General features: G+C 67.6%; 20 protein-coding genes and 4 pseudogenes. 12 read left to right on the plus strand and 12 right to left on the minus strand.

Going from position 1 to position 25249, the window contains the following annotated elements:
- The first annotated feature begins 60 nt into the window (after positions 1-60).
- The 5 genes from ASD25_RS05025 (at position 61) to ASD25_RS05045 (ending at position 7943) form a co-directional block, all read left to right on the plus strand.
- Positions 61-1539 carry a glucoamylase family protein gene (locus ASD25_RS05025; protein WP_235562611.1) on the plus strand — a complete coding sequence of 493 codons (1479 nt, stop codon included), beginning with the start codon at positions 61-63 and terminating at the stop codon, positions 1537-1539.
- Positions 1536-2810: an extracellular solute-binding protein gene (locus tag ASD25_RS05030; RefSeq protein ID WP_056615112.1), complete on the plus strand. Its 1275-nt coding sequence runs from the start codon at positions 1536-1538 to the stop codon at positions 2808-2810. Before ASD25_RS05025 ends, ASD25_RS05030 begins: the two co-directional genes overlap by 4 nt.
- The gene (locus tag ASD25_RS05035) at positions 2807-3757 is read left to right on the plus strand and encodes a carbohydrate ABC transporter permease (RefSeq protein ID WP_082572201.1); all 951 of its coding nucleotides are present in this window, start codon (positions 2807-2809) and stop codon (positions 3755-3757) included. Before ASD25_RS05030 ends, ASD25_RS05035 begins: the two co-directional genes overlap by 4 nt.
- Complete coding sequence (locus ASD25_RS05040) at positions 3754-4569, plus strand: carbohydrate ABC transporter permease (protein ID WP_056615114.1); 816 nt, start codon at positions 3754-3756, stop codon at positions 4567-4569. Before ASD25_RS05035 ends, ASD25_RS05040 begins: the two co-directional genes overlap by 4 nt.
- Positions 4570-4724: 155 nt before the next feature.
- Positions 4725-7943, plus strand: a complete 3219-nt coding sequence (locus ASD25_RS05045; protein ID WP_056615116.1) for a discoidin domain-containing protein — start codon at positions 4725-4727, stop codon at positions 7941-7943.
- A gap of 12 nt (positions 7944-7955) precedes the next feature.
- On the opposite strand, the gene ASD25_RS33055 is transcribed toward ASD25_RS05045, so the two are convergent.
- The 9 genes and pseudogenes from ASD25_RS33055 to ASD25_RS05085 all read right to left on the minus strand — a co-directional run bounded on the left by ASD25_RS33055 (position 7956) and on the right by ASD25_RS05085 (position 15839).
- Complete coding sequence (locus ASD25_RS33055) at positions 7956-8183, minus strand: DnaB-like helicase C-terminal domain-containing protein (RefSeq protein WP_369816550.1); 228 nt, start codon at positions 8181-8183, stop codon at positions 7956-7958.
- Between the two features lie 133 nt (positions 8184-8316).
- Positions 8317-8838, minus strand: a pseudogene (locus ASD25_RS33060) (DnaB-like helicase C-terminal domain-containing protein); the annotation flags it as partial.
- Positions 8839-8896: 58 nt separating this feature from the next.
- Positions 8897-9667 (minus strand): annotated as a pseudogene (locus tag ASD25_RS05055) (DnaB-like helicase N-terminal domain-containing protein); the annotation flags it as partial.
- A gap of 133 nt (positions 9668-9800) precedes the next feature.
- Positions 9801-10178, minus strand: coding sequence for a hypothetical protein (locus ASD25_RS05060; protein ID WP_056615120.1), 378 nt, complete (start codon positions 10176-10178; stop codon positions 9801-9803).
- An 88-nt stretch (positions 10179-10266) separates the two neighbouring features.
- A complete protein-coding gene (locus ASD25_RS05065) occupies positions 10267-12732 on the minus strand; it encodes a TonB-dependent siderophore receptor (protein ID WP_056615122.1) in 2466 nt (821 codons plus the stop codon).
- A gap of 163 nt (positions 12733-12895) precedes the next feature.
- Positions 12896-13480, minus strand: a complete 585-nt coding sequence (gene rplI, locus ASD25_RS05070; protein WP_056615124.1) for a 50S ribosomal protein L9 — start codon at positions 13478-13480, stop codon at positions 12896-12898.
- 1 nt (position 13481) lies between these two features.
- Positions 13482-13757, minus strand: a complete 276-nt coding sequence (rpsR, locus tag ASD25_RS05075) for a 30S ribosomal protein S18 (RefSeq protein WP_056615125.1) — start codon at positions 13755-13757, stop codon at positions 13482-13484.
- A 12-nt stretch (positions 13758-13769) separates the two neighbouring features.
- Complete coding sequence (gene rpsF, locus ASD25_RS05080) at positions 13770-14159, minus strand: 30S ribosomal protein S6 (protein ID WP_056615127.1); 390 nt, start codon at positions 14157-14159, stop codon at positions 13770-13772.
- Between the two features lie 300 nt (positions 14160-14459).
- Complete coding sequence (locus tag ASD25_RS05085) at positions 14460-15839, minus strand: D-alanyl-D-alanine carboxypeptidase (RefSeq protein ID WP_235562613.1); 1380 nt, start codon at positions 15837-15839, stop codon at positions 14460-14462.
- A gap of 333 nt (positions 15840-16172) precedes the next feature.
- Between ASD25_RS05085 and ASD25_RS05090 the strand changes: the two genes are divergently transcribed.
- The 6 genes and pseudogenes from ASD25_RS05090 (at position 16173) to ASD25_RS05110 (ending at position 22485) form a co-directional block, all read left to right on the plus strand.
- Positions 16173-16679: a phasin family protein gene (locus ASD25_RS05090; RefSeq protein ID WP_056615129.1), complete on the plus strand. Its 507-nt coding sequence runs from the start codon at positions 16173-16175 to the stop codon at positions 16677-16679.
- A gap of 1174 nt (positions 16680-17853) precedes the next feature.
- The gene (gene clpS / locus ASD25_RS05095) at positions 17854-18189 is read left to right on the plus strand and encodes an ATP-dependent Clp protease adapter ClpS (protein ID WP_055832546.1); all 336 of its coding nucleotides are present in this window, start codon (positions 17854-17856) and stop codon (positions 18187-18189) included.
- 12 nt (positions 18190-18201) lie between these two features.
- Positions 18202-19069: pseudogene (locus ASD25_RS33065) on the plus strand (AAA family ATPase); the annotation flags it as partial.
- A 1-nt stretch (position 19070) separates the two neighbouring features.
- Positions 19071-20516: pseudogene (locus ASD25_RS31645) on the plus strand (AAA family ATPase); the annotation flags it as partial.
- Between the two features lie 57 nt (positions 20517-20573).
- The gene (locus tag ASD25_RS05105) at positions 20574-21152 is read left to right on the plus strand and encodes a DUF4287 domain-containing protein (protein ID WP_056615131.1); all 579 of its coding nucleotides are present in this window, start codon (positions 20574-20576) and stop codon (positions 21150-21152) included.
- 94 nt (positions 21153-21246) lie between these two features.
- Positions 21247-22485, plus strand: coding sequence for a S41 family peptidase (locus ASD25_RS05110; RefSeq protein ID WP_056615132.1), 1239 nt, complete (start codon positions 21247-21249; stop codon positions 22483-22485).
- A gap of 56 nt (positions 22486-22541) precedes the next feature.
- On the opposite strand, the gene ASD25_RS05115 is transcribed toward ASD25_RS05110, so the two are convergent.
- Positions 22542-22847 carry a CsbD family protein gene (locus ASD25_RS05115; RefSeq protein WP_056615134.1) on the minus strand — a complete coding sequence of 102 codons (306 nt, stop codon included), beginning with the start codon at positions 22845-22847 and terminating at the stop codon, positions 22542-22544.
- A gap of 331 nt (positions 22848-23178) precedes the next feature.
- Here ASD25_RS05115 and ASD25_RS05120 point away from each other — a divergent pair, with 331 nt between their 5' ends.
- Positions 23179-23763 carry a DUF2239 family protein gene (locus tag ASD25_RS05120; protein WP_255356142.1) on the plus strand — a complete coding sequence of 195 codons (585 nt, stop codon included), beginning with the start codon at positions 23179-23181 and terminating at the stop codon, positions 23761-23763.
- Positions 23764-23770: 7 nt separating this feature from the next.
- Here the strand turns inward: ASD25_RS05120 and ASD25_RS05125 are convergent, their stop codons facing one another.
- Positions 23771-24163, minus strand: a complete 393-nt coding sequence (locus ASD25_RS05125; RefSeq protein ID WP_156389188.1) for a hypothetical protein — start codon at positions 24161-24163, stop codon at positions 23771-23773.
- 80 nt (positions 24164-24243) lie between these two features.
- Positions 24244-25248 (minus strand): cobaltochelatase subunit CobS, encoded by a 1005-nt coding sequence (cobS, locus tag ASD25_RS05130; RefSeq protein WP_056615138.1) that lies wholly within the window; start codon positions 25246-25248, stop codon positions 24244-24246.
- Between the last annotated feature and the right edge of the window lies 1 nt (position 25249).

The following is a 25249-nucleotide window of genomic DNA, read 5'->3' on the forward strand; positions in this document are numbered from 1 at the left end:
CGGCCGCCCCTCGATCCCGACGAGGGGCGGCTCCTTTTTTTGACTGTCGGGAGCTTGCGTATGAGGATGCAGACCATGGATCGCCGCCGGTTTTTGATGGGCTCCACGGTCGCTGGCGTCGCGGCCCTGTCGGTTGGCGGATGCGGGGGCGCCGGCCTCGGCTATTTCCTCGACTCCTCCGAACCGCGGGTCGACCCCGAAGTCGATGAACTTCAGCAGCGCACCTTCAACTGGTTCGCCCATGTCACCAATCGCGCCAACGGCCTGACGCCCGACCGCTGGCCGACCGAGTCCTTCTCGTCGGTGGCCGCCGTCGGCTTCGCCCTGACCTGCTGGCCCATCGGCGTCGAGCGCGGCTGGATGAGCCGCGAGGAGGCGCGCGAGCGGACCCTGACCACCATCCGCTTCTTCCACGACGCGCCGCAGGGGCCGGAAGCCTCGGGCGTCAGCGGTTACAAGGGCTTCTTCTACCACTTCCTCGACATGGAGACCGGCCACCGCTTCGGCCGCACCGAGCTGTCGACCGTCGACACCACCCTGCTGGTCGCGGGCATGCTGTTCTCGGCCCGCTGGTTCGACGGCGACCATGCCGACGAGGCCGAGATCCGGCGTCTGGCCCAGGCCGTCTATGACCGGATCGAGTGGGACTGGGTCATGGTCCGGCCCAACCGCATCTCCATGGGCTGGCATCCCGAGACCGGATTCATTCCCGCCGACTGGCACATCTACAATGAGGGCATGCTGGTCCTGCTGCTGGCCATCGGCAGCCGCACCCACCCGGTTCCCGCCACCGTCTGGGACGAGTGGTGCAGCGTCTACGACCAGAGCTGGACGGACCGCTGGGGCCCGCCGCACCTCGCCTTCGCCCCGCTGTTCGGCCACCAGTACAGCCATATGTTCGTCGACTTCGGCAGCATCTACGACCGTTGGATCCGGGCGAAGATCCGCGAGACCGGCGAGGAGTTCGACTACCGCATCAACAGTGTCCGGGCTGTACAGGCCCAGCGCAAATACGCCATCGACAATCCCATGGGCTGGGCCGGCTATTCGGCGGATGTCTGGGGGCTGACGGCCTGCGACGGGCCGGGCGACTTCAAACAGGTCATCGACGGCCGTGAGCGCGAGTTCTTCAGCTATTCGGCGCGCGGTCCCGGCGACCGCGACGACGGCACCATCGCGCCGACGGCGGCCATGGCCTCCTATCCCTTTGCGCCGGCCGAGGTGACCGCCTGCCTGAAGGCGATGAAGGCGCGGTACGGGACCGGCATCTACACCGAGTTCGGCTTCCTCGACTCGTTCAACCCCACCCTGACGCAGCGCGACGGGCGGCTGCAGCACGGCCGCATCGTGCCGAATGTCGGCTGGGTCGACGGCGACTATCTGGGCATCGATCAGGGCCCGATCGTCATCCAGATCGAGAACCATCGGACGCAGGCCGTGTGGAGCAAGATGCGGCTCGAACCCAATCTGGTGCGAGGCCTGAAACGGGCCGGCTTCCACGGGGGTTGGCTCAATCTCCCGGCGGTGCGCGCGCTGTGACAGACCCGCGCCCGGATCGGCGGACGGCCCTCGGCCTGCTGGCGGGCGCGGCGACGGGTCTGGCCGGGTGCGGCGGACCCAACGACGGGACTGTCCGCCTGCGCTTCTGGGCCATGGGAAACGAGGCGACCAACGTCCCCCAGATCCTGCCCGAGTTCGAACGGCTGAATCCGGGAATCAAGGTCGAGGTCCAGGCCCTGCCGTGGACCGCGGCCCATTCGAAACTGCTCACGTCCTACGCGGGCAACTCGCTGCCGGACCTCAGTCAGGTCGGCAACACCTGGGTGTCCGAGATGGCCGCCATCGGGGCGATCAGCGCCCTGCCGGAGGCCGCCTCGGACCTGCTGACCGACCAGTTTCCGGCCGTGCTGGAGACCAACCGCATCGGCGGGCAGGTCGTGGGCGTGCCTTGGTACGTCGACACGCGCCTGATCTACTACCGCGCCGACCTGCTGCAGCGGGCGGGCTTCGGCGACGGCGTGCCGCAGACGTGGGACGGCTGGAAGACGGCAATGCATGCGGTCAAACGCGTGGCCGGGCCGGGGAACTACGCCGTCCTGCTGCCGGTCAACGAGTTCGAACAGCTGCTGACCTTCGGCCTGCAGGGCGCCGAGCCGCTGCTGCGCGAACGGGATACGCGCGGCAATTTCTCCAGCGCCTCGTTCGTTGCGGCGCTGGAATTCTACAAGAGCCTGTTCGACGAGGGGCTGGCCCCGGTGGCGTCGTCGACACAGATTTCCAACGTCTGGACCGAGTTCGAGAGGGGCTTCTTCAGCTTCTACTTCTCCGGCCCGTGGACCATTGGCGACTTCAAGAACCGCCTCAAGCCGACGACGCGCTGGATGACCTCGGGCGTGCCGGGGCCGACCGGACCGGGAGCCTCCGCCCCGGGCGGATCGTCGCTGGTCGTCTATCGCCATTCGCCACATCAGGAGGCGGCGTGGAAGCTGGTGCGCTACCTCGCCGATCCGGCCGTGCAGGCGCGCTTCAACACCATCACCGGCGACCTGCCGGCGCGGCCGAGCGCCTGGACTACGCCGGCGGTGGCCAATGATCCGTACGTCGCGGCCTTCAAGGGCCAGCTGTCGCGGGCGAAGGCCGTGCCCAAGGTGCCGGAGTGGGAGCGCGTTGTCACCGAAATGCAGATCGTCGCCGAACGCATGGTCCGCGGTGAGTACACCCCGCGCGCCGCCGCCGCCGAGATCGACCGCCGCGCCGACCGGCTGCTGGAGAAGCGCCGCTGGATGATGGAACAGGGGAGGGCGGTATGACCGATGTGCCCGCTTCGGCGGACGGCATTCTGGCAAGGCCCGCGCCTCGGCCGGCGCGCAACGCCCGCAACCGCGAGCGCGCGGCCTGGGGTTTCGTGGCCCCGGCCCTGATCGCGATCGGCGTCTTCTTCGCCATTCCCGTCTTTTCGGCCCTGCTGCTCAGCCTGACCGATTTCGACATCTACGCACTGGCCGACATCGGCAACGTCCGGTTCGTGGGCTTGCAGAACTATGAGCGGCTGCTGGGCAATCCGCTGTTCTGGGGGGCGATGCGTAACACCGGCCTGTTCGCCCTGATCGGGGTGCCGCTGTCGATCGCGACCTCGCTGGCGGCGGCGGTCATTCTGAACGCGCGGGTGATCAAATGGCGGCCGGTCTGGCGGGTGATGTTCTTCGCCCCCTATGTGACGACGCTGGTCGCGACGGCGGTGCTCTGGAACTATCTGCTGCACACGAAATACGGCGTCATCAACTGGGCGATCCAGAGCATCGGCCTGCCGCCCGTCGACTGGCTGGGCCAGCCGTCGACCTCGATCCCCGCCATCCTGATGTTCGTTGTCTGGAAGATATTCGGCTACAACATGCTGATCTTCCTCGCGGTTCTTCAGACCGTGCCGGACGACCTCTATGAGGCCGCGCGCATCGACGGGGCCGGGCCGTGGAAGCAGTTCAAACACGTCACCCTGCCGGCCATCGCCCCGACCCTGCTGCTGGTGTCGATCATATCGGTCGCGGGCTTCTTCCAGCTGTTCGCCGAGCCCTATGTGATGACCCAGGGCGGACCCGCCCAGTCGACCGTGACGGTGCTCTACTTCATGTACGAAGAGGGCTTCAAATGGTGGAACCTCGGCTCCGCCAGCGCCGTGGCCTTCGTGCTCTTCCTCTGCATTCTGGCGGTGACGCTGGTGCAGCTGGCGGTGGCGAAGCGGATGGGGGCGTACGAATGAAGCCGCGCGCCCTTCTGCTGAACCTCGCCGTCGGCCTGATCGGGTTGGTGGTGCTGTTCCCCCTGCTGTGGATGCTGTCGGTCAGCTTCATGACCACGGGCGAGGCCGCGACCTTCCCGCCGCCACTGCTGCCGAAATCGTGGACGCTTCAGCACTACCGCGACCTGTTCGTGACCCAGGGCATGGGCCGCTATCTGTGGAACAGCTTCGCCCTCGCGTCGCTGGCGACCGGGCTGGCGCTGCTGTTCACCGTGCCGGCCGGCTACGCCTTCGCCAAGCTGACCTTCAAGGGCCGCGACCGGGTGTTCCAGATCCTCGTCGCGGCGCTGGTGGTCCCGGCCCAGATCGGCACCCTGCCGCTGTTCCTGATGCTGAAGGGGATGGGGCTGGTGAACACCTATGCCGGGGCGCTGGTGCCCTGGCTGGCCTCGATCTTCGGCCTGTTTCTGGTGCGCCAGTATGCGCTGAGCATTCCCGACGAGATGCTGGAGGCGGCCCGCATCGACGGCGCCTCCGAGGGGCAGATCTTCCGCCGCGTGGTCCTGCCGACGCTACAGCCGATCATCGTGACGCTGGCGCTGTTCGTCTTTCTGGGCAGTTGGAACGACTTCCTGTGGCCGCTGATCATTCTGACGGACCAGTCCAACTATACGCTGCCCGTGGCCTTGGCCGCCCTGTCGCGTGAGCATGTGCAGGACATCGAGCTGATGATGGCCGGCGCCGTCATCACCGTGGCGCCGGTGCTGATCCTCTTCCTCGCCCTTCAGCGCTACTACATCCGCGGCATGCTGGCGGGGAGCGTGAAGGGATGAGGCTCATTGATCCGCTCATCCCGGCGAAAGCCGGGACCCAGTGCTTTGGGTGACAGGCGGATCAACGGATTGCGCAATTGCCGATCCGTGAACACCGGCGGCTCGCTGGACAGAACTGGGTCCCGGCTTTCGCCGGGATGAGCGGAGTATTTAGGATGCGAATGTTCGCGCTGATCCTGGTCGCAGTAGGCTTGGCGTTTCCCGCCCACGCCCAGACGCCCCGCGTGCTCGATGGCTTCGAGACGCTGACTCCATGGTCGGCCGACGCCTCCACCGACGTATCCTCGACGATCAGCGCTGTGCCCGGTCACGACGGCAAGGCCATGCGGCTCGACTACGATTTCAACGGCCGGTCCGGCTACGCCTTTGCCGCCCGCGCCATCGATCTGACCATCCCCGCCAACTACGAGATCAGTTTCTGGCTGCGCGGCGACATGGCGCCCAATACGCTGGAGATAAAATTCGTCGACGGCTCGGGCGACAATGTCCACTGGCGGCAGATCCGCGGCTTCAAGGCCAATGCCGACTGGACCCGCTACACCATCAAGGCGCGCCAGATCATCTGGGCCTGGGGTCCGAAGCCCGACCGCACCTTCCGCGGCGCCGAGCGGATCGAGTTCGTGGTCACGGCGGGCGAGGGCGGCAAGGGCTGGATCGAGGTCGACCAGCTGGAGCTGCGCGAACTGCCGCCCGAACCCTCGGTCCCGCCGCGTCCGCTGGCCAGCGCCAGCAGCGAGGACGGGCTGAATCTCGCCGCCCGCGCGGTGGACGACGACCCCGGCACCGCATGGCGCACGGGCGCGGCGGGCGAGCAGAGCCTGACGCTCGACCTCGGCTATGAGCGCGAGTTCGGCGGCGTGACCCTGCGCTGGACCGAGGGTCTGGCGGCGTCGGGCTATCGGCTCATGGCGTCGTCGGACCGCCGGGACTGGCGCGAGCTGGCGGCGGTGACCGACGGGAATGGCGGCGTCGACTGGCTGCGTACGCCCGAGGCCTCGGCCCGCTGGCTGCGGCTGGATCTGCTGGCGCCCACGGGCGACGGCCCTTCCAATGCGACCCAGTCGGGCGCGGGCCAGATGCTGAACGCCCGCCGGGCCGGGGCGTACGCCCTGAACGCTTTCGAGATCGAGCCCCTGTCGTTCGGCGAGACCCCGACGACCTTCATGCGCGCGGTGGCGGACGAGAGCCGGCGCGGCCTTTATCCGCGCGGCTTCGTGGGCGAACAGCCCTACTGGACGCTTGTCGGCGTCGACGGCGGCGGCGAGAGCGCCCTGATGGGCGAGGACGGCGCCATCGAACTGCGCCGTGGCGGGCCCTCGATCGAGCCGTTCGTGATCGAGAACGGACGGCTGGTGACCTGGGCCGACGTGAACATCACCCAGGGCCTGATGTCGGGTTCGGACCACCTGCCGATGCCGGACGTCACCTGGACCGGCGAGGGCTGGTCCCTGAAGATCGAGACCTTCGCGGACGGAACGCCCGACAATCCGCGTTTGTTCGGCCGCTACTATCTGACCAACCTCGGCGCCGCGCCCCGCATCCTGACCCTGGCCCTGATGGCGCGGCCTTTTCAGGTGAACGGGCCGGTCCAGTTCCTGACCACGCCCGGCGGCGTGGGGCCGATCCAGCAGGTCGACTGGAACGGGGCCGAGCTGGTTCTGAACGACGCCCTGCGCATCCGCCCCCTGATGCCCCCGGACGCCGTCGCGGTCTCGACTTTCGCCGCAGGGGGAGACCCGCAGGCCCTGCTCGCCAACGCCGCCCGCCGCCGATCGCCCCGCGACCGGCTGGTGGAGTCAGACGACGCATTGGCGGCCGGCGCCCTGATCTACGAGATCGAGCTTCAGCCCGGACAGACGCGTCAGATCGCCTGGGGTACGGCCATGAGCGGCGCCTTCGCACCCCTGCCTGACGAACCGACCGTGGAGGCCTCGCTCGATGCGGCGCAGGCGAATCTTGCCGCCGAATGGCGCGGGAAGCTGGACCGGTTCGACCTGACCCTGCCGCCGCAGGCCGGGCCTGTCGAGGCGGTGATGAAGTCGTCCCTCGCCCACATGCTGATGTCGCGTCAGGGCCCGATCCTCCAGCCCGGCACCCGCAGCTATAACCGCAGCTGGATCCGCGACGGCGCCATGATGGCCGAGGGGCTGAACCGGCTGGGGCATGCCGATCTGTCTGCCGACTATCTGCGCTGGTACGCGCCCTTCGTGTTCGACAACGGCAAGGTCCCTTGCTGCGTCGATTCCCGCGGGGCCGATCCCGTGCCCGAGAACGACAGCCACGGCGAGTTCATCTTCCTCGCCGCCGAGACGTATCGCTACACCCATGACGAGGCCCTGCTGCGTGAGGTCTGGCCCCAGGTTCAGGCCGCGATCGGCCACATGGACACCCTGCGCGCCTCGACCCGGACGGCTGAGTTCCAGACGGCGGAGAAGCGCCACCTGTTCGGCCTGCTGCCCCCGACGATCAGCCACGAGGGGTATTCGGACAAGATCGCCTACTCCTACTGGGACGATTTCTGGGGCCTGCTGGGCTACCGTGACGCCGCCTTCATCGCTGACACGCTGGGCGACACGGCCGCCGCCGCCCGCATTCGCGCCGCAGAGGCCGGGTTCCGCACCGACATCATGGCCTCCATCGAGGCGACGGCGCGGGTGCATGGCATCGACTGGATCGCCGGCGCTGCCGACCGGGGCGATTTCGACGCCACCTCGACCACCATCGCCCTGTCGCCCGCCGGCCTGATCGACGAACTGCCGCAGGGCCTGCTCAAGGGCACCTTCGACAAATGGTGGGCCAACTTCACCGCGCGGCAGGAGAACCGGCAGGCGTGGAAGGACTACACGCCCTACGAATTGCGCAACGTCGGGGCGATGGTTCGTCTGGGGCGCCGGGAAGACGCCCTGCGCGCGCTCGACTTCTATTTCGCCGACGTACGGCCACGCGCCTGGAACGGCTGGGCCGAGGTGGTCGGCCGCGACGAACGCGAGCCGCGCTTCATCGGCGACATGCCGCATGCGTGGATCAGCTCGGACTACATCCGTTCGGCGCTGGACCTGCTGGTCTATGAGCGCGACCGCGACCACGCCCTCGTGCTGGCGGCGGGCGTGCCGACGGCCTGGCTGGCGGGCGAGGGCGTGGGGGTGGGGGGCGTGCGCACGCCGTACGGTCCGTTGACCTACCGACTGCGCGAGGATGACGGCGGCTATACGCTGACGCTCGACGGCCAAGTCACGCCGCCCGGCGGCTTCGTCATCCAGTGGCCGACCGGAGAGACGCCACCGCCGCAGGTGCGGATCGACGGCCGGGCCGCGAGCTGGACCGGATCGGAACTGGCCATTCCGGCCAGCGCGCGGCGGGTCGAGATGCGCTGATCCCCGACGGGATCAGTCGTAGTTGTCGTACCGCTGGCCCTGCGCCAGATTGCCGAACTTGGTCGTATTGGCGTCGAAGCTCAGCTTAATGATGCCGATCGGGCCGTGGCGCTGCTTGCCGATGACGACCTCGGCCTGGTGCTCCAGCCGGTCCATGTCCTCCTGCCACTGCAGGTGTTCGGGCGAGCCTTCGCGCGGCTCGGCGCGGCCGAGGTAGTAGCTTTCCCGGTACACGAACATGACGCAGTCGGCGTCCTGCTCGATCGAGCCGGATTCCCGCAGGTCGGACAGTTGCGGCCGCTTGTCCTCGCGCTGCGTCGGCGTCCTGCTCGATCGAGCCGGATTCCCGCAGGTCGGACAGTTGCGGCCGCTTGTCCTCGCGCTGCTCGACCTGACGCGACAGCTGCGACAGGGCGATGATCGGCACCGACAGTTCCTTGGCCAGGGCCTTCAGGGCGCCGGTGATTTCCGACACCTCCTGCACCCGGTTCTTCTGGTTGTTACCGTCGCCGACGGTGATGAGCTGCAGGTAGTCGACGATGATCAGGTCCAGCCCGTGCTCCATCCGCTTCAGCCGCCGCGCGCGGGCGGCCAGCTTGGAGATGGACAGGCCGCCGGTGGCGTCGATGAACAGTGGGCTTTCGCCGATCTCGACCGCTGCCTCGCGGATCTTGCCGAAGTCGCCGGCGTCGATCTCGCCCTTGCGCAGCTTGTCAGACGACACGCCCGAGGCGTCGGCCAGAATACGCATGGCCAGCTGTTCGGCGCTCATTTCCAGCGAGTAGAAGGCCACCACGCCTCCGTTGACCGTCTTGCGCCCCTCGGGCGTCGGCTCCCAGCGATAGTTGCGGGCCACGTTGAAGGCGATGTTGGTCGCCAGCGCCGTCTTGCCCATCGACGGACGGCCGGCGAGGACCAGCAGGTCGGAGGGGTGCAGGCCGCCCAGCTTGGCNTGGCACTTTGCTTGGCGCAGTGACCGAAAAAGGCTCCCAGCGATAGTTGCGGGCCACGTTGAAGGCGATGTTGGTCGCCAGCGCCGTCTTGCCCATCGACGGACGGCCGGCGAGGACCAGCAGGTCGGAGGGGTGCAGGCCGCCCAGCTTGGCGTCCAGATCGTCGAGGTGCGTCGCCAGACCGGCCAGCTTCCCGTCGCGCTGATAGGCCTCGGCCGCCATCTGCACGGCGCCGGAGAGGGCGCTGGAGAAGCTGACGAACCCCGACGACGGCTTGCCCGTCTCGGCCAGGGTGTAGAGCCGCTGCTCCGCCTGTTCGATCTGGTCGATGGCGGCGGTTTCAGGCTGGGGCGCCTCGCGCACGATCTCGCCGCCGATGCGGATCAGGTCGCGGCGCAGGGCCAGGTCGTAGACCACGCGGGCATAGTCGGGGGCGTTGGCCGCCGGCGGGGCGCGGTCGACCAGATCGGCGAGATAGCGCAGGCCGCCGAACTCCTGGAAGGCCGGGTCCTGCTTGAAGCGTTCCATCAGGATGGTGGGCTCGGCCAGCATGCCCTGACGGATGTGGTCCTCGATCGCCTCATAGAGCCGCTGGTGGAAGGGTTCGTAGAAGTGACTGCCGCGCAGCCGGTCGCTCAGCCGCTCGAACACCGCATTGTCGAACATCAGCGAGCCCAGCAGGGCCTGCTCGGCCTCCAGATTGTGGGGCATCGAGGGGATGGACCCCGAGTCCGAAGGACCGGGGAAGGCGAGCGGTGCGAAGGCGTTCATGGGGCTCATGTCTTACCCATGCGCGCGGGCTACGACACGTTTGGACGTAACCTTCGTCGGGGACAGATTGGGCCCGCTGTGGACGACGCGGAATTCCGTAGCCGGATCAGTTAACGGTCACGCTGGAACCCGCTCAGGCCGGGCAGGGATAACGCGAACGCATCCATGACCGGATGCCGTCGGTGACGGTCATACGCTCCCGCCGGGCCTCGGGAATGCCGTTCAGGAACGCCAGAAGCTGGCGCACATCCAGATTGATGCGTTCCGGCGGGCAGGCCGGCGGCGTGGTTCCCGCAGTCCGGGCGGTCCGGATCTCATTTCCGACCGCGCGGAAGGCCCGCTCCGCCTCTCCCTTCAGACGGTGTGCATCAGGGCGCAGCATGGCAGTGGGATTCAGCGGGATGCGATTGGCGCGGGTGACGAAGTCGTCCAGCGTCATGCCCGACTGCGCCGCGGCGGATCCGGCGGCCAGGCAGGCGGCTGCGCCAATAATGAGTGCGATCTTCTTCATGGTCTTCTCCCCGGAGACCAAGAATGGGCGAGAATTTGAGGCAGAACAACGTCAGGCGGGGCTGCGACGCGCAGCCCCGCCGCCGTAGTCACCAGCTCAGGCTGAGCCGTCCGTAGACGAACCGGCCGTTGAAGCCGAACGGCGAATAGTTGGAGAAGGCCAGCGCCCCGTTCGAGTTGACCGCCGCCGGCGTGAAGTCGGGATATTCGTCCGTCGCGTTATTGACGCCAACCGCCAGCTGCACCCGGTCGTTGAAGTCATAGCGGCCCTCGAAGTCCAGCAGCACCTTGTCGCCTGTGTGGACGTCGAAGGCGGGGTTGGTGTTGCTGAACGGGTGGAGGACGTCGGAGAAATACTGGGTCTTGAACGTCACTCCCAGAGGGCCGTCGTCAAGGTCCGCCGTGAAGACGAACTTCTCCTTCGGCGTGCCTTCCTCAAAAGTCAGGACGTTGATGCGGTCGAACAGGGCCGGCGGATTGGGGATCGGGACGCCTGTCGGAATGGCCGGCACCCGGGTGACGTCCGTGCTGTTCAGATTGCCGGCAAGGGTGAAATCAACGCGCCCCGTCGGGCTGTAGTCGTGACGATAGCGGGCGACGATATCCACGCCCTCCGTCGTGGTGTCGACGCCGTTGATGAAGAAGCGGCCGCCGCCCACCGAACCGCTGGATCCCGGCGGGTTCAGCAGGTTGTAGATGGCCACCGCGGTGGCGTTGCCCGTGGGGCTGCCCAGCAGGTTCTCCGACAGGACGATACGGTCGGTGATTTCAATCTTGTAGGCGTCGATCGTCAGTTCGAACGGTCCTGTGTGGAAGACCAGGCCGGCCGAGAAGTTGGTCGATTCCTCGGCCTCCAGCGGGCGGGCGCCCAGCGACTGCGCAACCGGGTCGGTCGCAGGGAAGGTGGTGACCTCGACGGGGGTGCTCACGCCGCCGATGATGATGAAGTTGATCGCTGTCGCGGTGAAATAGGACTGCTGCAGCGCCGGCGCCCGGAAGCCGGTTGAGGCCGCGGCCCTCAGGGCGAAGCTGTCAGTGAAATCGTAGCGGCCAGCGATCTTGCCGGTGGTCGTGTTGCCGAAGTCCGAGAAGTCTTCGAAGCGAACAGCCCCGTTTACGTTGAACTGTTCGGTCACCTGTGCGTCGACGTCGACATAGACGCCATATGAGTGGCGATTTTCGTCCACCTCGTTGGACGGACGGAAGCCGATGAAGCCCTGCGAACCGGCGCCCGTGCCCGGGCGTCCCGGAACGAACTGGTACGAGGCGAGTTCGCCGGCGAAGATCTCAAAATGTTCGCGGCGGGCCTCAGCGCCGAAGGCGACGTTCAGCGGTTCGAACAGGCCGATGTCGTAGCGACGCACGACATCGAGCCCCAGCACGAACTGATCGTAGGCGAGGCCGCCTGCGTCGAAGCTGGTCGGCGAGTTGGGCACCAGCGAGCCATTGAGGGAGTCCTCGACGCGATAGGCCACCTCGTTGCTGCCGAAGACGAGGTTCAGGTCCATGTCGAAGCCGGCGATCTGGCCCTTGATACCCGCGCCCGCGGTGAAGTCCTCGACGGTCGGGGCGATGAGGGGCAGGAAGCCGTCAGGATAGACGGCGAGATCGTTGTTGGGGTTGTTCCAGGTGCGCGGGGTAGCGGCGCTTTCGGCCTCGCGGTTCTGATAGCCGGCGAAACCATAGAGCTCGAAATCGTTCTGCAGCGGAATGCCGGCGTTCAGATAGAGGGTGGCGTCGGTGGTTTCAGGGTCGCCGTACCGGCTGGTGATCCGCGCCGGACGCGGCGCCAGCCGCGGATCAAGATCGCCACGACTGGTGAAGCCGCGGTCGCGGTACTCGGCCGAGACGGTCAGGAAGCCCTCCTCGCCCAGCGGAAGGCCCTGCCAACCGGCGGCGGTGAAAGTCTGGCCGTCTTCCTCGGAACGGGACGGGAGACGCGCGGTGGCGAAGTCCGTGAAATACTGGCCCAGGGTGAAGACGGCCGCCCCGCCCGACCGCGCTTCGCGCAGGCGCAGGTTGATGACGCCCGCGATCGCGTCTGACCCGTACTGGGCCGAGGCGCCTTCGCGCAGCACCTCGACGCGGTCGATGGCGATGGACGGGATGGCGTTCAGGTCGACCGCCGCCGAACCCCGGCCGATCGAGCCGTTGACGTTGACCAGCGCCGAGCTGTGGCGACGCGTGCCGTTGACCAGCACCAGCGTCTGGTCGGGCGCCAGGCCGCGCAGGGTTGCGGGACGGACCGTGTCCGTGCCGTCGGTGATCGACGGGCGCGAGAAGCTGATTGACGGGGCGAGGTTGGCCAGGCTTTGGGCCAGTTCGGTCGAACCCTGACGCTCGAGGGTTTCGCTGGAGATGACGTCGACCGGGGCGATCGTGTCCAGTCGCGTGCGACCGGCTACCCGCGTGCCGGTGACGATGACCTCATCGATCTCGGTCGTATCCGGCTCCTGACCCGCTGCAGTCTGAGCGGATACAACCGCCGGGAAGGCCAGCAAGGCCCCCACGGACGTAAAGGCGAGCAGCGCGGTGCGCGTGGAAAAAATGTGCATGACAGGGCCCCAACCCAAAATGATCGTGCATGCTGTGGTCAGGACATGGGCGAGGTCAAGAACGTTTGTTCACGAAGCATGGATCGCCGCATCCGGAATGCAAAAAGGGCGCGCCCCGCAGGCCGCGCCCTTTTCTTCTTTCAGATCAGCGGTGAGGCCGGGTTCAGGCTTCCGAACCCAGGCCGTCCTGCTGGCCGGCGCCGCCGGCGACCATGTCCTTGGCCTGTTCGAGGGCCGCTTCGCGGTCCTCGTCGTAGGCGGCCTTGATCACGTCCTCGCCCTTGGCCTGACGCTCGGCTTCGTCAGCGGAACGCGCGACGTTCATCTTGACGGTGGCCGAGACCTCGGCGTGCAGGCGGACCAGCACTTCGTGGACGCCCAGCGTCTTGATCGGAACGTTGAGCACGACCTGCGAGCGCTCGACCTTGCCGCCTTCGGCCTGGACGGCCTCGGCGACGTCGCGGCCGGCGACCGATCCGTACAGCTGACCCGTTTCACCGGCTTGCCGGATCATGACGTAGGTCTGACCGTCGATCTTGTCGGCGATCGCCTGCGCGTCGGCCTTGTTCTTCTCGTTGCGCGCCTCGATGGCGGCGCGATCGACTTCGAAGGCCTTCAGGTTCGCCGACGTGGCCCGACGGGCCTTGTCGCGCGGCAGAAGGAAGTTACGGGCGAAGCCGTCCTTGACGGACACGACGTCGCCGATGGCGCCGAGATTCTCGACGCGTTCAAGCAGAACGACCTTCATCTTACTTCACCACGTAGGGCAGGAGGGCCAGGTAGCGAGCGCGCTTGATGGCCTTGGCCAGTTCGCGTTGCTTGATCTGGGAAACGGCCGTGATGCGCGAAGGAACGATCTTGCCGCGCTCGCTGATGTAGCGCTGCAGCAGTTTGACGTCCTTGTAGTCGATCTTCGGCGCTTGCGGGCCGGAGAACGGGCACACCTTGCGGCGGCGATAGAACGGACGGCGGGCCGGGCCGGAGCCGGCCGGCGCGCCCGGCGACGGGGCGGTGGTGTCGGTCATGTTCCGGTTCCCTTAGAAGGTTGCTTCGGCGGCGGCGTCGTCACGCGGCGTACGCTCGCGTTCACGTTCGCGCTCGCGCTCGCGGCGGGCCAGCAGCGGCGACAGTTCCAGGTCGAGTTCCTCGACGCGGACGGTCAGCCAGCGCAGGACGTCTTCGTTGATCGACAGCTGACGTTCCACTTCGGCCATGGCGGCGGGCGGGCAGTCGACGGCGAGCAGAGAATAGTGCGCCTTGCGGTTCTTTTTGACCCGGTAGGTCAGGTTGCGCAGACCCCAGTACTCGATCTTGGCGACGGTGCCGCCGCCGGCTTCGATCAAGCCCTTGATGGTGTCGTTCAGCGCTTCGGCCTGTTGCGCGGAGATATCCTGACGCGACATGACCGTGTGCTCGTAAAGAGCCATGCGGTAGTCTCCCTTGTAGGGCGTCGGCGCGAGGGGACCGGGTTAAGTCCTCTCCCACGATGGATCCTGGCGCGGCGGTCGGGATGACTTCCCGAACCCTTTGGAATTCCGCAGCCGGGACCGAAGCCCTGGAAAGGCGGCGCGTATAGGGGAAAAGGGGCTGCGGGGCAAGGCGCGCGTGGCGCGTGACCGATCAGGCTGCGTCGACCACTGCTTGCGGCGGCAGGCTGGCCCAGGTCAGCCCCGGCTTTTCGACAGCCGGCCGATCGGTCCCGGCGCGACAAGACCGCGGGGTTCGCCCTAGCTCTGGGGGCGGATGACCATGCAGGTGACCCGGCGCTCGGACAGGGCGGCGCAGGCGCCCTGGGCGGCCTGTTCGCTCATGCCGGTGAAGCGCGAGCGGTACCATCCCTCGGCGTTCTGGACCGTCCGTTCGGCGGACGCGAACTGGGTGCGGAAGCGGCGGTTGACCTCGGTCAGCCAGTTGCTCGCCACCGTCTCGTCGCGGAAGGCGCCGACCTGCACGGACCAGGCGCCCGCGGGCGTCCGCGCCGGACGGGCGGCGGGCCGGGCAGGGGGCGGCGTGGCGCGCGCGGGGGCGGAGCCGCCATTCAGGCTGGCGGTCAGGTCGGCCGTCGTCCGGACCTCGGCCCGCTGGACCGGAGCAGGCGCGCGCACTTCCGACGGCGCGGGGGTGACCCGCAGGGGCTGGGGCTGGGCCGCGACGACCGCGGTATAGGCCACGCCCTCGCCGCCGACGTCCGGTCCGTCCTCTGTGGCGGCCGAGGCGTATTCGATGCCGCCCGAGGGCTCCTGGCCAATGCCGAAGCCGCGCGACTCAAAGAAGGTCTGGGCGATCTGGATCGTCTCGCCGCGCGCGCGGGCGCGCTCGACGTCGAAGCCGGTGTCCATCAGGGCGGCGACATGGGCGTTGCGGCTGGCCGTCGAACGGCCGCCCAGAACGATGGTGATCAGCCGCTTGCCGTCGCGCACCGACGACGCCGCAAGATTGTAGCCCGAGGCGTTGGTGTAGCCGGTCTTCATCCCGTCATAGCCGCCGCCGCTGCGCAGCAGGCCGTTGGTGTTCCGGTATTCGCGGCCCTGATAGTACCAGTCGTGCTGGCCGAAATAGCGATAGTACTGCGGATAGTCGCGCATGACGGCGCGGGCCAGGACGGCCAGATCGCGCGCCGAGGTGACCTGACGGCTGTCAGGCAGGCCGTTCGGATTCACATAGTGGGTCTGGGTCATCCCCAGTTCGCGGGCCTTGCGGTTGGACATGGCGGCGAAACGCTCCTGCGAACCGCCGATGTGTTCGGCGATCGCCATGGCCATGTCGTTGGCGCTGCGAACCGCGGTGGCGCGCATGGCGTCGTCCAGCGTGATGGTCTGTCCGGCTGCGAGCCCCAGTTTCGACGGCGGTTCGCGCGCGGCGCGCGGCGACACCGTGATCACGTCGTCAAGCTTTGCCTTGCCCTCGGCCAGCGCCTCGAAGGCCAGATACAGGGTCATGACCTTGGTGACCGACGCGGGGAAGCGCCGCTCGTCCGCGTAACGCGCGAACAGCACCTCGCCCGACTCGGCGTCGACGACGATGGCGGCGTAGCGGGCGTTGTCAGAGGACTGGGCGACCAGCGGAGCCGTGGTCGGCGTCATGGTCAGGGCGGCTGCCAGCAGCAACGACAGCCATCCGCGGCGGATCAGAACGGAGAGCGACAAAGGCAGGCCTCACAAGACATTTAGCGCGACGGCGGCCCCACCACACGCGACGCAGACGAAAGGCTAACATGCGTCATCGGGGTTTCGTGAGGGTAAACAAGCCGTCAACAACTTTGTGAAGCGGCTTCGCCTCTCAGGCGCTGCGACGCCGGCGTGAACTTATTGTGCAGCGCACAAAAAACCTTGACCCGCCTTCGCACTTGCACCATATAGCCGTCTGTCGCGATGGATCAACGTCCTCGCGAAACCAATCAGGCGGTCCCCCGGCCGCGAAAAAACGATCAGGAGACTATCATGGCTGACAACACCGCCGAGACCGTCAAGAAGACCGTCGAAACCGCCGCCAACACCGTCAAGGCTTCGGCCGAGAAGGCCCAAGCCACGTTCCAGGCCAACGCCGAGCAGGCCCAGGCCGCGGGCGCCAAGGCTTTCCGTGACGTCGCCGACAAGTCGGCCGCCGGCATCAGCGAGCTGAACGCCCAGGGCAAGCAGAACCTCGAAGCGCTGGTGGCCTCGGCCGCCGCCGCCCAGAAGGGCGTCGAGACCCTGTCGGCCCAGTCGGTCGCCTTCACCAAGAAGTCCTGGGAAGACGGCGTCGCCGCCGCCCAGTCGATCTCGCAGGCCCGTTCGATCCAGGAGCTGCTCGAGCTGCAGACGACCTGGGCCAAGTCGGCCACCGAAGCCTGGCTGGCTGAAGCCACCAAGGCCACGGACGTCGTGACCGCCTCGGTCAAGGACAGCTTCAAGCCGATCAACGAGCGCGTCACCGCCTCGGTCGAAAAGTTCCAGGCCGCCCGCTAAGGCGCCTGAGAGTTCAGTAAGCGTAAGCGAAGGCCCCCGGCGGAAACGCCGGGGGCTTTTTGCTGTGGACGCTCTCCCCGCCGGGAGCGCTGGTGCGTCGAAGCTTGCTCTCGCCGCCGAGGGGTTTGCCCGAAAACGATCCCGACTGGATGCCGCCGGAGAACGCGGACTGACACCACCTTGTCGTCATCCCGGCGAAGGTCGGGACCCAGCGGCGCGCGAGAGCGCGAACCTGCCGGGCGCGCGGCTGTGTCGGCATCGCCTTCGGCGCCGCTGGGTCCCGGCCTTCGCCGGGATGACGGCAGAGTGCCAGCAATAAACTCTTGGCCATACACGTTAAAAATACCAACTCTCTGATCCGTCGCAGGATTTCCGAACCATCAGCGTCATTTCCCAGCCTTGGTCCGCGGCCCCCTTATCCTTCTCCCCATCCCGTCGCGGGGGAGGGCGTCTGGCGCCAGGGCCAATCACGTGCGGCGGGGTGCGATCGAGCGGGAAACGTCGTCCCGGAATCGTCATCCGGACCCTTGTGCGGTGAGGAACTGTGCCTGTGGAATATCGGGGGCGTGGGGACGGTGGACTGCCCGGGGGCGTGAAACCCCGGGGCCCGGGAGGCCTGGAAGCCTTCCGCCCGTCGCGGGCGTACGATGGAAAGGGAAGCGGCGACAAGGCCGGGGCGGGAAAATTCCACAAGCCCCGCGGGCCGCCACCAGAAGCCCGCCCCCGTCGGCTCGTGTGAACCGGTCGCGCGGAGCGCAGGCGGCGACGCCGAAAACTCWTCACGGTCCCCGYAACGCGAAAGCAGGGGGCCATTTCACGGTTCCGGGCAGACCGCCCGCGCTCCGCGACCTCCCCACTTTTCGGTCCTCGGGCCGGAGAGTGATGACGCACGCCCTGGTGTCGTCATCCCGGCGAAGGCCAGAGCCCAGCGGTGCCGAAACGCAGCGGAGGTGATGACACAGCCGCGCTCCCGGCAGGTTGGCTGCTAAGCGCCGACCTTCGGTTCTCGCTCTCGCGCGCCGCTGGGTCCCGGGGTCGCTGCGCACCCCGGGATGACGACAGCAGGGGACGAGGAGAAGAACTTGCCCCAAAACATGAACCTGTGACTGGACGCGTCTTCAAATCAGGCCATCATTCCCTATCTGATCGTCTTCTCCCCCAAACTGGACCACGAATGCCGCCGTCACGCAGGCCAGGTGAACAGAACGATGGAGGCCTCGGCGCCGCCACCGTCACCGAGACCAAGCCGAAACTTCAGAAGCCCTCGCTGTATCGGGTGCTGATCCTGAACGACGACTACACGCCGATGGAATTCGTCGTCTATGTGCTGGAGCGGTTCTTTCAAAAGGACCGCGAGGCCGCGACTCGCATCATGCTGCATGTGCATCAGCATGGAGTCGGGGTCTGCGGCGTCTTCACCTACGAGGTGGCCGAAACCAAGGTCGCACAGGTGATCGAGACCGCCCGCCGCCACCAGCACCCCCTGCAATGCACGATGGAAAAAGACTGAGAGGATCTGTCCATGCCCTCGTTCTCCCGTCCTCTCGAAGAGACCCTGCACCGCGCGGTGCACTACGCCAACGAGCGCCGGCATGAGTACGCCACGCTCGAGCAGCCAATGTGATGACGGCCTGCAACGTCGACCTGACCAATCTGAAGGCGGCGCTGACGCTTTACGTCGACACCGACCTGGCGGCGCTGGCTACCAGCGACGGCGAGGACGCCAAGCCGACCGCTGGCTTCCAGCGCGTGATCCAGCGCGCCGTGATCCACGTCCAGAGCTCGGGCCGAGAGGAGGTTACCGGCGCGAACGTGCTGGTCGCCATCTTCAGCGAGCGCGAAAGCCACGCCGCCTACTTCCTGCAGGAGCAGGACATGACGCGGTACGACGCGGTCAACTACATCGCCCACGGCATCGCCAAGAAGGCCGGCGGTTCGGGCGATGCGCGTCCGGCCAAGGCCGGCTCCTCGCCCGAGGACGCCGAGGACGCGGCCGCCGCCAAGACCGGCGGAGAGGCGCTGGAAGCCTATTGCGTCGACCTCAATGAGAAGTCGCGCAACGGCAAGATCGATCCCCTGATCGGCCGCCACGCAGAGGTCGAGCGGGCCATCCAGATCCTGTGCCGCCGGACCAAGAACAACCCGCTGCTGGTCGGCGACCCCGGCGTCGGCAAGACCGCCATCGCCGAGGGCCTGGCCCGCAAGATCGTCAATCACGAGGTCCCGGAGGTGCTGGAAGGCGCCACCATCTACAGCCTCGACATGGGGGCGCTGCTGGCCGGCACCCGTTATCGCGGCGACTTCGAGGAGCGGCTGAAACAGGTCGTCAAGGAGCTGGAGACGCACGACAACGCCATCCTGTTCATCGACGAGATCCACACGGTGATCGGNTATCGCGGCGACTTCGAGGAGCGGCTGAAACAGGTCGTCAAGGARCTGGAGACGCACGACAACGCCATCCTGTTCATCGACGAGATCCACACGGTGATCGGCGCCGGCGCCACTTCGGGCGGGGCCATGGACGCGTCCAACCTGCTGAAGCCGGCTCTGGCTTCGGGCAGCCTGCGCTGCATGGGCTCCACGACCTACAAGGAGTACCGCCAGCATTTCGAGAAGGACCGGGCGCTGGCCCGCCGCTTCCAGAAGATCGACGTCAACGAGCCGACGGTCGAGGACACAATCAAGATCCTGAAGGGTCTGAAGACCTCCTACGAAGGCCACCACAAGGTCCGCTACACCGACGCGGCCCTGCGTACGGCGGTCGAGCTGTCGGCCCGCTACATGACCGACCGCAAACTGCCGGACAAGGCGATCGACGTCATCGACGAGGCGGGCGCCAGCCAGATGCTGCTACCCGAGTCGAAGCGGAAGAAGGTCATCGGCCAGAAGGAGGTCGAGGTCGTCATCGCCCGCATGGCCCGCATCCCGGCCAAGTCCGTCTCCAAGTCSGACACCGAGGGCCTGCGCGCGCTGGAGAGCGATCTGAACCGCGTCGTCTTCGGCCAGTCCTCGGCCATCGAACAGGTCTCCGCGGCCATGAAGCTGGCCCGCGCGGGTCTGCGCGATCCGCAGAAGCCCATCGGCGCCTTCCTGTTCAGCGGCCCGACGGGCGTCGGCAAGACCGAGGTGGCCAARCAGCTGGCCTCGACCCTCGGCATCGAGATGCTGCGCTTCGACATGTCSGAATAYATGGAGCGGCACACYGTCAGCCGTCTGATCGGCGCGCCTCCGGGCTATGTCGGCCATGACCAGGGCGGGCTGCTGACCGACGCCGTCGACCAGCATCCGCACGCCGTGGTCCTGCTGGATGAGATCGAGAAGGCCCACCCGGACGTCTACAACATCCTGCTGCAGGTGATGGACAACGGCATGCTGACCGACGCGGTCGGCAAGAAGGTCGATTTCAGGAACACCATCCTGATCATGACCACCAACGCCGGGGCCGCSGACAACGCCCGCGCCTCCATCGGCTTCGGCCGGGGCAAGGTCGAGGGCGAGGACGACAAGGCCATCCAGCGCCTGTTCGCGCCGGTGGTGACCAAGTTCATCATCCAGCTGGAGGCCCAGCTGGCGGACCGGAACATCACCATCGAACTGACCGACGAGGCGGCCGACTGGCTGGCCAAGAACGGCTTCGACGAACTGTATGGCGCGCGGCCTCTGGCCCGGGTCATCCAGGAGCATATCAAGAAGCCGCTGGCCGACGACATACTGTTCGGACGCCTGACCCGCGGCGGCCATGTGAAGGTGACCCTGACCGACGGCAAGATCGCCTTCGACATCGCCGGGCCCAATGCGGCGCAGGTGAAGGCGGTCGAGGCCCAGGCCGCGGACTGATGCGACGAGGCCGCGGCGGCGACGCCGGGGCCTTTCGCCTTGCGAGGGGTAGGGGACATGACCGGGGCCGTGCTGACCGAGCGTCAGAAGAAGTGGTTCGCCACCGTCAACGCCAATTTCGAGAAGGCCACGGGCAGGCCCGTCGCGGCCTGGGTCGAAATCATGAAGGCCTGCCCGGCCACCACGCCGAAGGCGCAGGCCGCATGGCTGAAGGCCGAGCACGGCGTCGGCCAGAACCACGCAGCCAAAATCCTCGACGCCTGTCGCCCCGACGACGGCATGGGCTGGGGCGAGCCCGAGGCCCTGCGCGCCGCCCTCTGGAAAGACGCCGGATCGCTGGCGATCCTCGAGGCGATAGAAACCGTCGCGGCCTCGCTGGACGGCGTCATCTCGGGCCAGCGCAAGGGCTACACCTCCTTCTCCCGCGCCGTTCAGTTCGCCGCGGTTCGACCGCTGAATGGCGGTCGCGCCCTGCTGGGCCTGAAGCTGGATCCCGCAACCTCGCCGCGCCTGACGCCGGCCGTGCGCAAGGAAAGCTGGTCCGAGCGCCTGATCTCCATCGTCGAACTCGATGATCCCGCAGGGGTCGACACGGAGGTCGCGGGCCTGTTTGCAGAGGCGGCGAGGAACGGCTGACTGACAGACTTCGGCAACCTTCGTTTCGCGGGTGAAACGTGCGCGTAACGTGCGGCCCTCATCTACGCCGTGATTCAGACGGGACCCCGCATTCATGACCTCCCCCAGCCGCGGCCTGCTGGCCGCCTTTTCAGTCCTGGCCATGACCGGACCGGCGGCCGCCTCTCCCGCCACGGATCTGCTGGACGCGCTGCGAAGCCGGATGGAGGAGACCTACTACGCCCCGCCCGGCATCGATCTGACCCGGGTCATGGACGAGGCCTCCCGCAAGCTGACGGTCGCCTGCGAAGGGCAGGGCGACGCCTGTCCGGTCGAGACCGGGCTCGAGGTCGCGCGGGGCGCCATCGCGGAGCTGGGCGACCGCCACACCGTCATCTTCCCGGCCCCGACCCCGCCTCCGGGAGCCGGACCCGCGCCCGCGGCCGGGGGAGGGCCTCCGGTGCAGCGCCTGCCGTTCGGCTGGTCGGTGCGTCCGGTCCGGGGTCAGGACCACCTCTACGTCGCCTGGGTCGATCCGGACGGTCCCGCCGGCAAGGCGGGCGTGCGTCGCCACGACCGGGTCATCGCACCCGCCGGCGTGACGGCGGGGCTGCTCAACACCGGGACCGGTCCGGTCCGGGTTTCGATCGAGCGCGAGGGGCGGACCTTCGAGGTCGACCTGACCCCCGACGCAGGGCGCGACGGCGCCATGCCGACCATGACCATGGCCGACGACATCGCCGTCATCCATTTTCCCAGCGGAACAGGCGAGGGGGCGGCGCAGGCCGGTCATGATTTTCTGGCCCGGGCCGAAGCGGCCAAGGTCCGGGCTGTGGTGCTCGACCTGAGGGACAATGGCGGAGGCGGCCTGCAATGCGCGGCCATGACCGGCGCCTTTACCGACTACAAGGCCGTCCAGCGCGATCGCCGGGGCGAGGCGACGGTGATGTCCATCCACGCCGACCACGTGGAGATGGGACCGGCCAATGGGATGGAGACCGTCCTGACCGTTGAGCGCCCCACGCGCTGGAGCGGTCCGCTGGCGGTGCTGGTCAACGAGAATACGGCGTCCTGCTCGGAGGCCATGGCCATCCAGATCGCGCGGGCCGGGAGGGGCTTCGTGATTGGCGAGGAGACCTATGGCGTCGGCAACAACACCCTGCGGCCGGTCCCGTTGACGGCCGGGTGGATGGTCCGGATGACGGCCTCCTGGACCGAGGATGAGACCGGCCAGCGCCTGCCGCCCCGGCCGCCGCTGTCGACCGAGGTCGCCGACGATCCTGTGGCGATCGGGGCGACCGGCCGGGACGCCGTCCTGGAAGCAGCGCTTGCCCGCCTTCGGGCCGGAGCCTGACATGCGAAAGCCCCGGCCGGCGGCCGGGGCTTTCATGGTTCCGGACGCGGGTCGCCCTAGCGGCGGCGGCCGACGCCGCCCAGCAGGATGGCGAGGCCGGCGATGATGCCGGTGGTCAGCAGGGGCTTGCGGCGGGCGAAGTCGAGGCCCTGGCGAGCCTTGTCCTGATACTGGACAGGGGCCTTCTCGACGAGGCCGTCGAGGCCGTCGATGACGCGGCCATAGGCGTCCAGCGCCTTGCCCTTCACCTCGTTGATCTTGCCGTCGAGCTGAAGCTTGCTGTCGCCGGTCAGGCGGCCGAGGCCGGACTGGGCCTTGCCTTCGAGCTCGGTGACGGCGCCGTCGATGCGTTGGTCGGTCATGTTGGAAATCCTTGTCTGCCAGCGGGGCGGGGAGGCCTGCACCGGAAGTGCATGTCGGGGCCGGCGGTTCCTGCGGCAAGGCGTCCCTGGTCAATCTTTTCGCCGCCGCTGCGGCGTGATGGCGGATGGTTATATCCGGGTGATATTGACCGGGCGGGTTTGGTCCGGGTAGAAAGCGGCGTGTCGGTCGTCCGGCGGAAAAAAAACAGTCTCATCAGTCTCATGAGTCTCATCCGGTCGGGGCGGCGGCCCATCCTTCGCGTCCATGCTCCAGGCATAGACTGCGCCTGCGTCAGAAACGGTCGCACAGGCGGCCAGTCCGGAGATCGCCGTGTCCGCGTCCATTGATCTGCCCGTCGTCGTGTTTTCGAGCCATGAGCTGATCGCCCAAGGGGCGCTGGGGGAGGTGCTGGCCGACGTCCGGACGGCGGCCAAGGCGGACGCGGGCCTGCTGGTGTTCGACGCCGCGACGGGGCGGGTGGTCGATCTGGACCTGCGCGGGACCCTGGACGAGGCGAGGGCCCGGCTGACGCCCGCGCCCGAGGCCGAGAAGCGCGGGCCGGGCCGGCCGAAGCTGGGCGTCACCGCGCGCGAGGTGACCCTGCTGCCCCGCCACTGGGACTGGCTGTCCGCCCAACCCGGCGGCGCCTCGGTGGCCCTGCGCAAACTGGTCGAGGGCGCGTTGCGCGAGGCCGAGGGGCCGGACCGCGCCCGTAGGGCGAAGGAGGCGGCGTATCGGTTCATGACCGCCATCGCCGGGGACCTGCCGAACTATGAGGAGGCGACCCGCATGCTGTTCGCCGGCGACTGGACGGCGTTTGATGCGGCGGTGGAAGGGTGGCCGGAAGGGGTGCGGGAGACGGCGCGCGGGATGGCGGCAGGGGCTTGGCGGAACGGGGCTGTCGTCAGCTTCTGAGCGACGGCTACTGTTGCGGGGCTCGCTCAAGCTCCGTTGCCCAGTGGACGCCGGGCGGCGGCGTGATTTCCTTACAGGTCGCCAAAGCCAGCTTGCGTCTCAGCGTATTGATGTCCCGCTCCGCAGGGTCAATGACGCCGTCGCTATTTTGATCGGCCGGCTTTGGCGCCACGTCAGACAGATGCCAGCCGGCCGGCTCTGGCGGCGGAGGCGTGACCCCTTCCTGAAGCACGACAGGCGGCCGGGTCGGTTGCCAGGCAGCGAACAGGGCGAAAGGTTCAATGGTTCCGTCCATATCGATCAAGCCGCAGGCGACACGACCTCCACCCAACGGCGTCTCCCGGAAGCTGATCGACACCACCCGCGCGCCCGACCGCCCGGCCAGGAGTTGGGCCAGCATGGCGTCGTCCGAAGGCCGGGGCGGTCGTTCGGCGGCGTCCTGGACCAACAGTCCGAGAGCCAATCCGAACACGGCCCCCATCACCCCACCTTCACCCGCGTCGCCGCCTCCGGCAGATCCTCGCCAAACGCCCGCTGGTAGAACTCCGCGATCGTCGGCCGTTCCAGCTCGTCGCACTTGTTCAGGAACGTCAGCCGGAAGGCCAGCCCCACATCCCCCGCGAAGATGATCGCGTTCTGGGCCCAGGTGATCACCGTGCGCGGGCTCATGACCGTCGAGATGTCGCCGTTCATGAAGGCGTTGCGGGTCATGTCGGCGACGCGGACCATGGCGGCGATGCGGCGGCGGCCGTCGGCGTCGGACCATTCGGGGACCTTGGCGGCCACGATCTCGGCCTCGACGTCGTGGTCGAGGTAGTTGAGCGTGGTGACGATGTTCCAGCGGTCCATCTGACCCTGATTGATCTGCTGGGTGCCGTGGTACAGGCCCGAGGTGTCGCCCAGACCGATGGTGTTGGTCGTCGAGAACAGGCGGAAGAATTTGTTCGGGCGGATGACGCGGTTCTGGTCCAGCAGGGTCAGGCGGCCCTGCGCCTCCAGCACGCGCTGGATGACGAACATCACATCGGGGCGGCCGGCGTCGTATTCGTCGAAGACGAGCGCGATCGGGCGCTGGATGGCCCAGGGCAGCATGCCCTCGCGGAATTCGGTGATCTGTTTCCCGTCCTTGAGGACGATGGCGTCCTTGCCGACCAGATCGATGCGGCTGACGTGGCTGTCCAGGTTCACGCGCACCATCGGCCAGTTCAGGCGGGCGGCGACCTGTTCAATATGGGTCGACTTTCCGGTGCCGTGATAGCCCTGGACCATGACGCGGCGGTCGAAGCTGAAGCCGGCGCAGATGGCCAGGGTCGTCTGCGGATCGAAGCGGTAGGCCTCGTCGATCTCGGGCACATGGCTGTCGCGCTCGGTGAAGACCGGCACGGTCATGTCGGAATCGACGCCGAAGATCTCGCGCACGGTGGCGCGGCGGTGCGGTTCCAGCGTCAGCAGGGGATCGGGGGAGGCGTCGAGCAGGGAGGTCATG

The sequence above is a fragment of the Brevundimonas sp. Root1423 genome, from assembly GCF_001426805.1.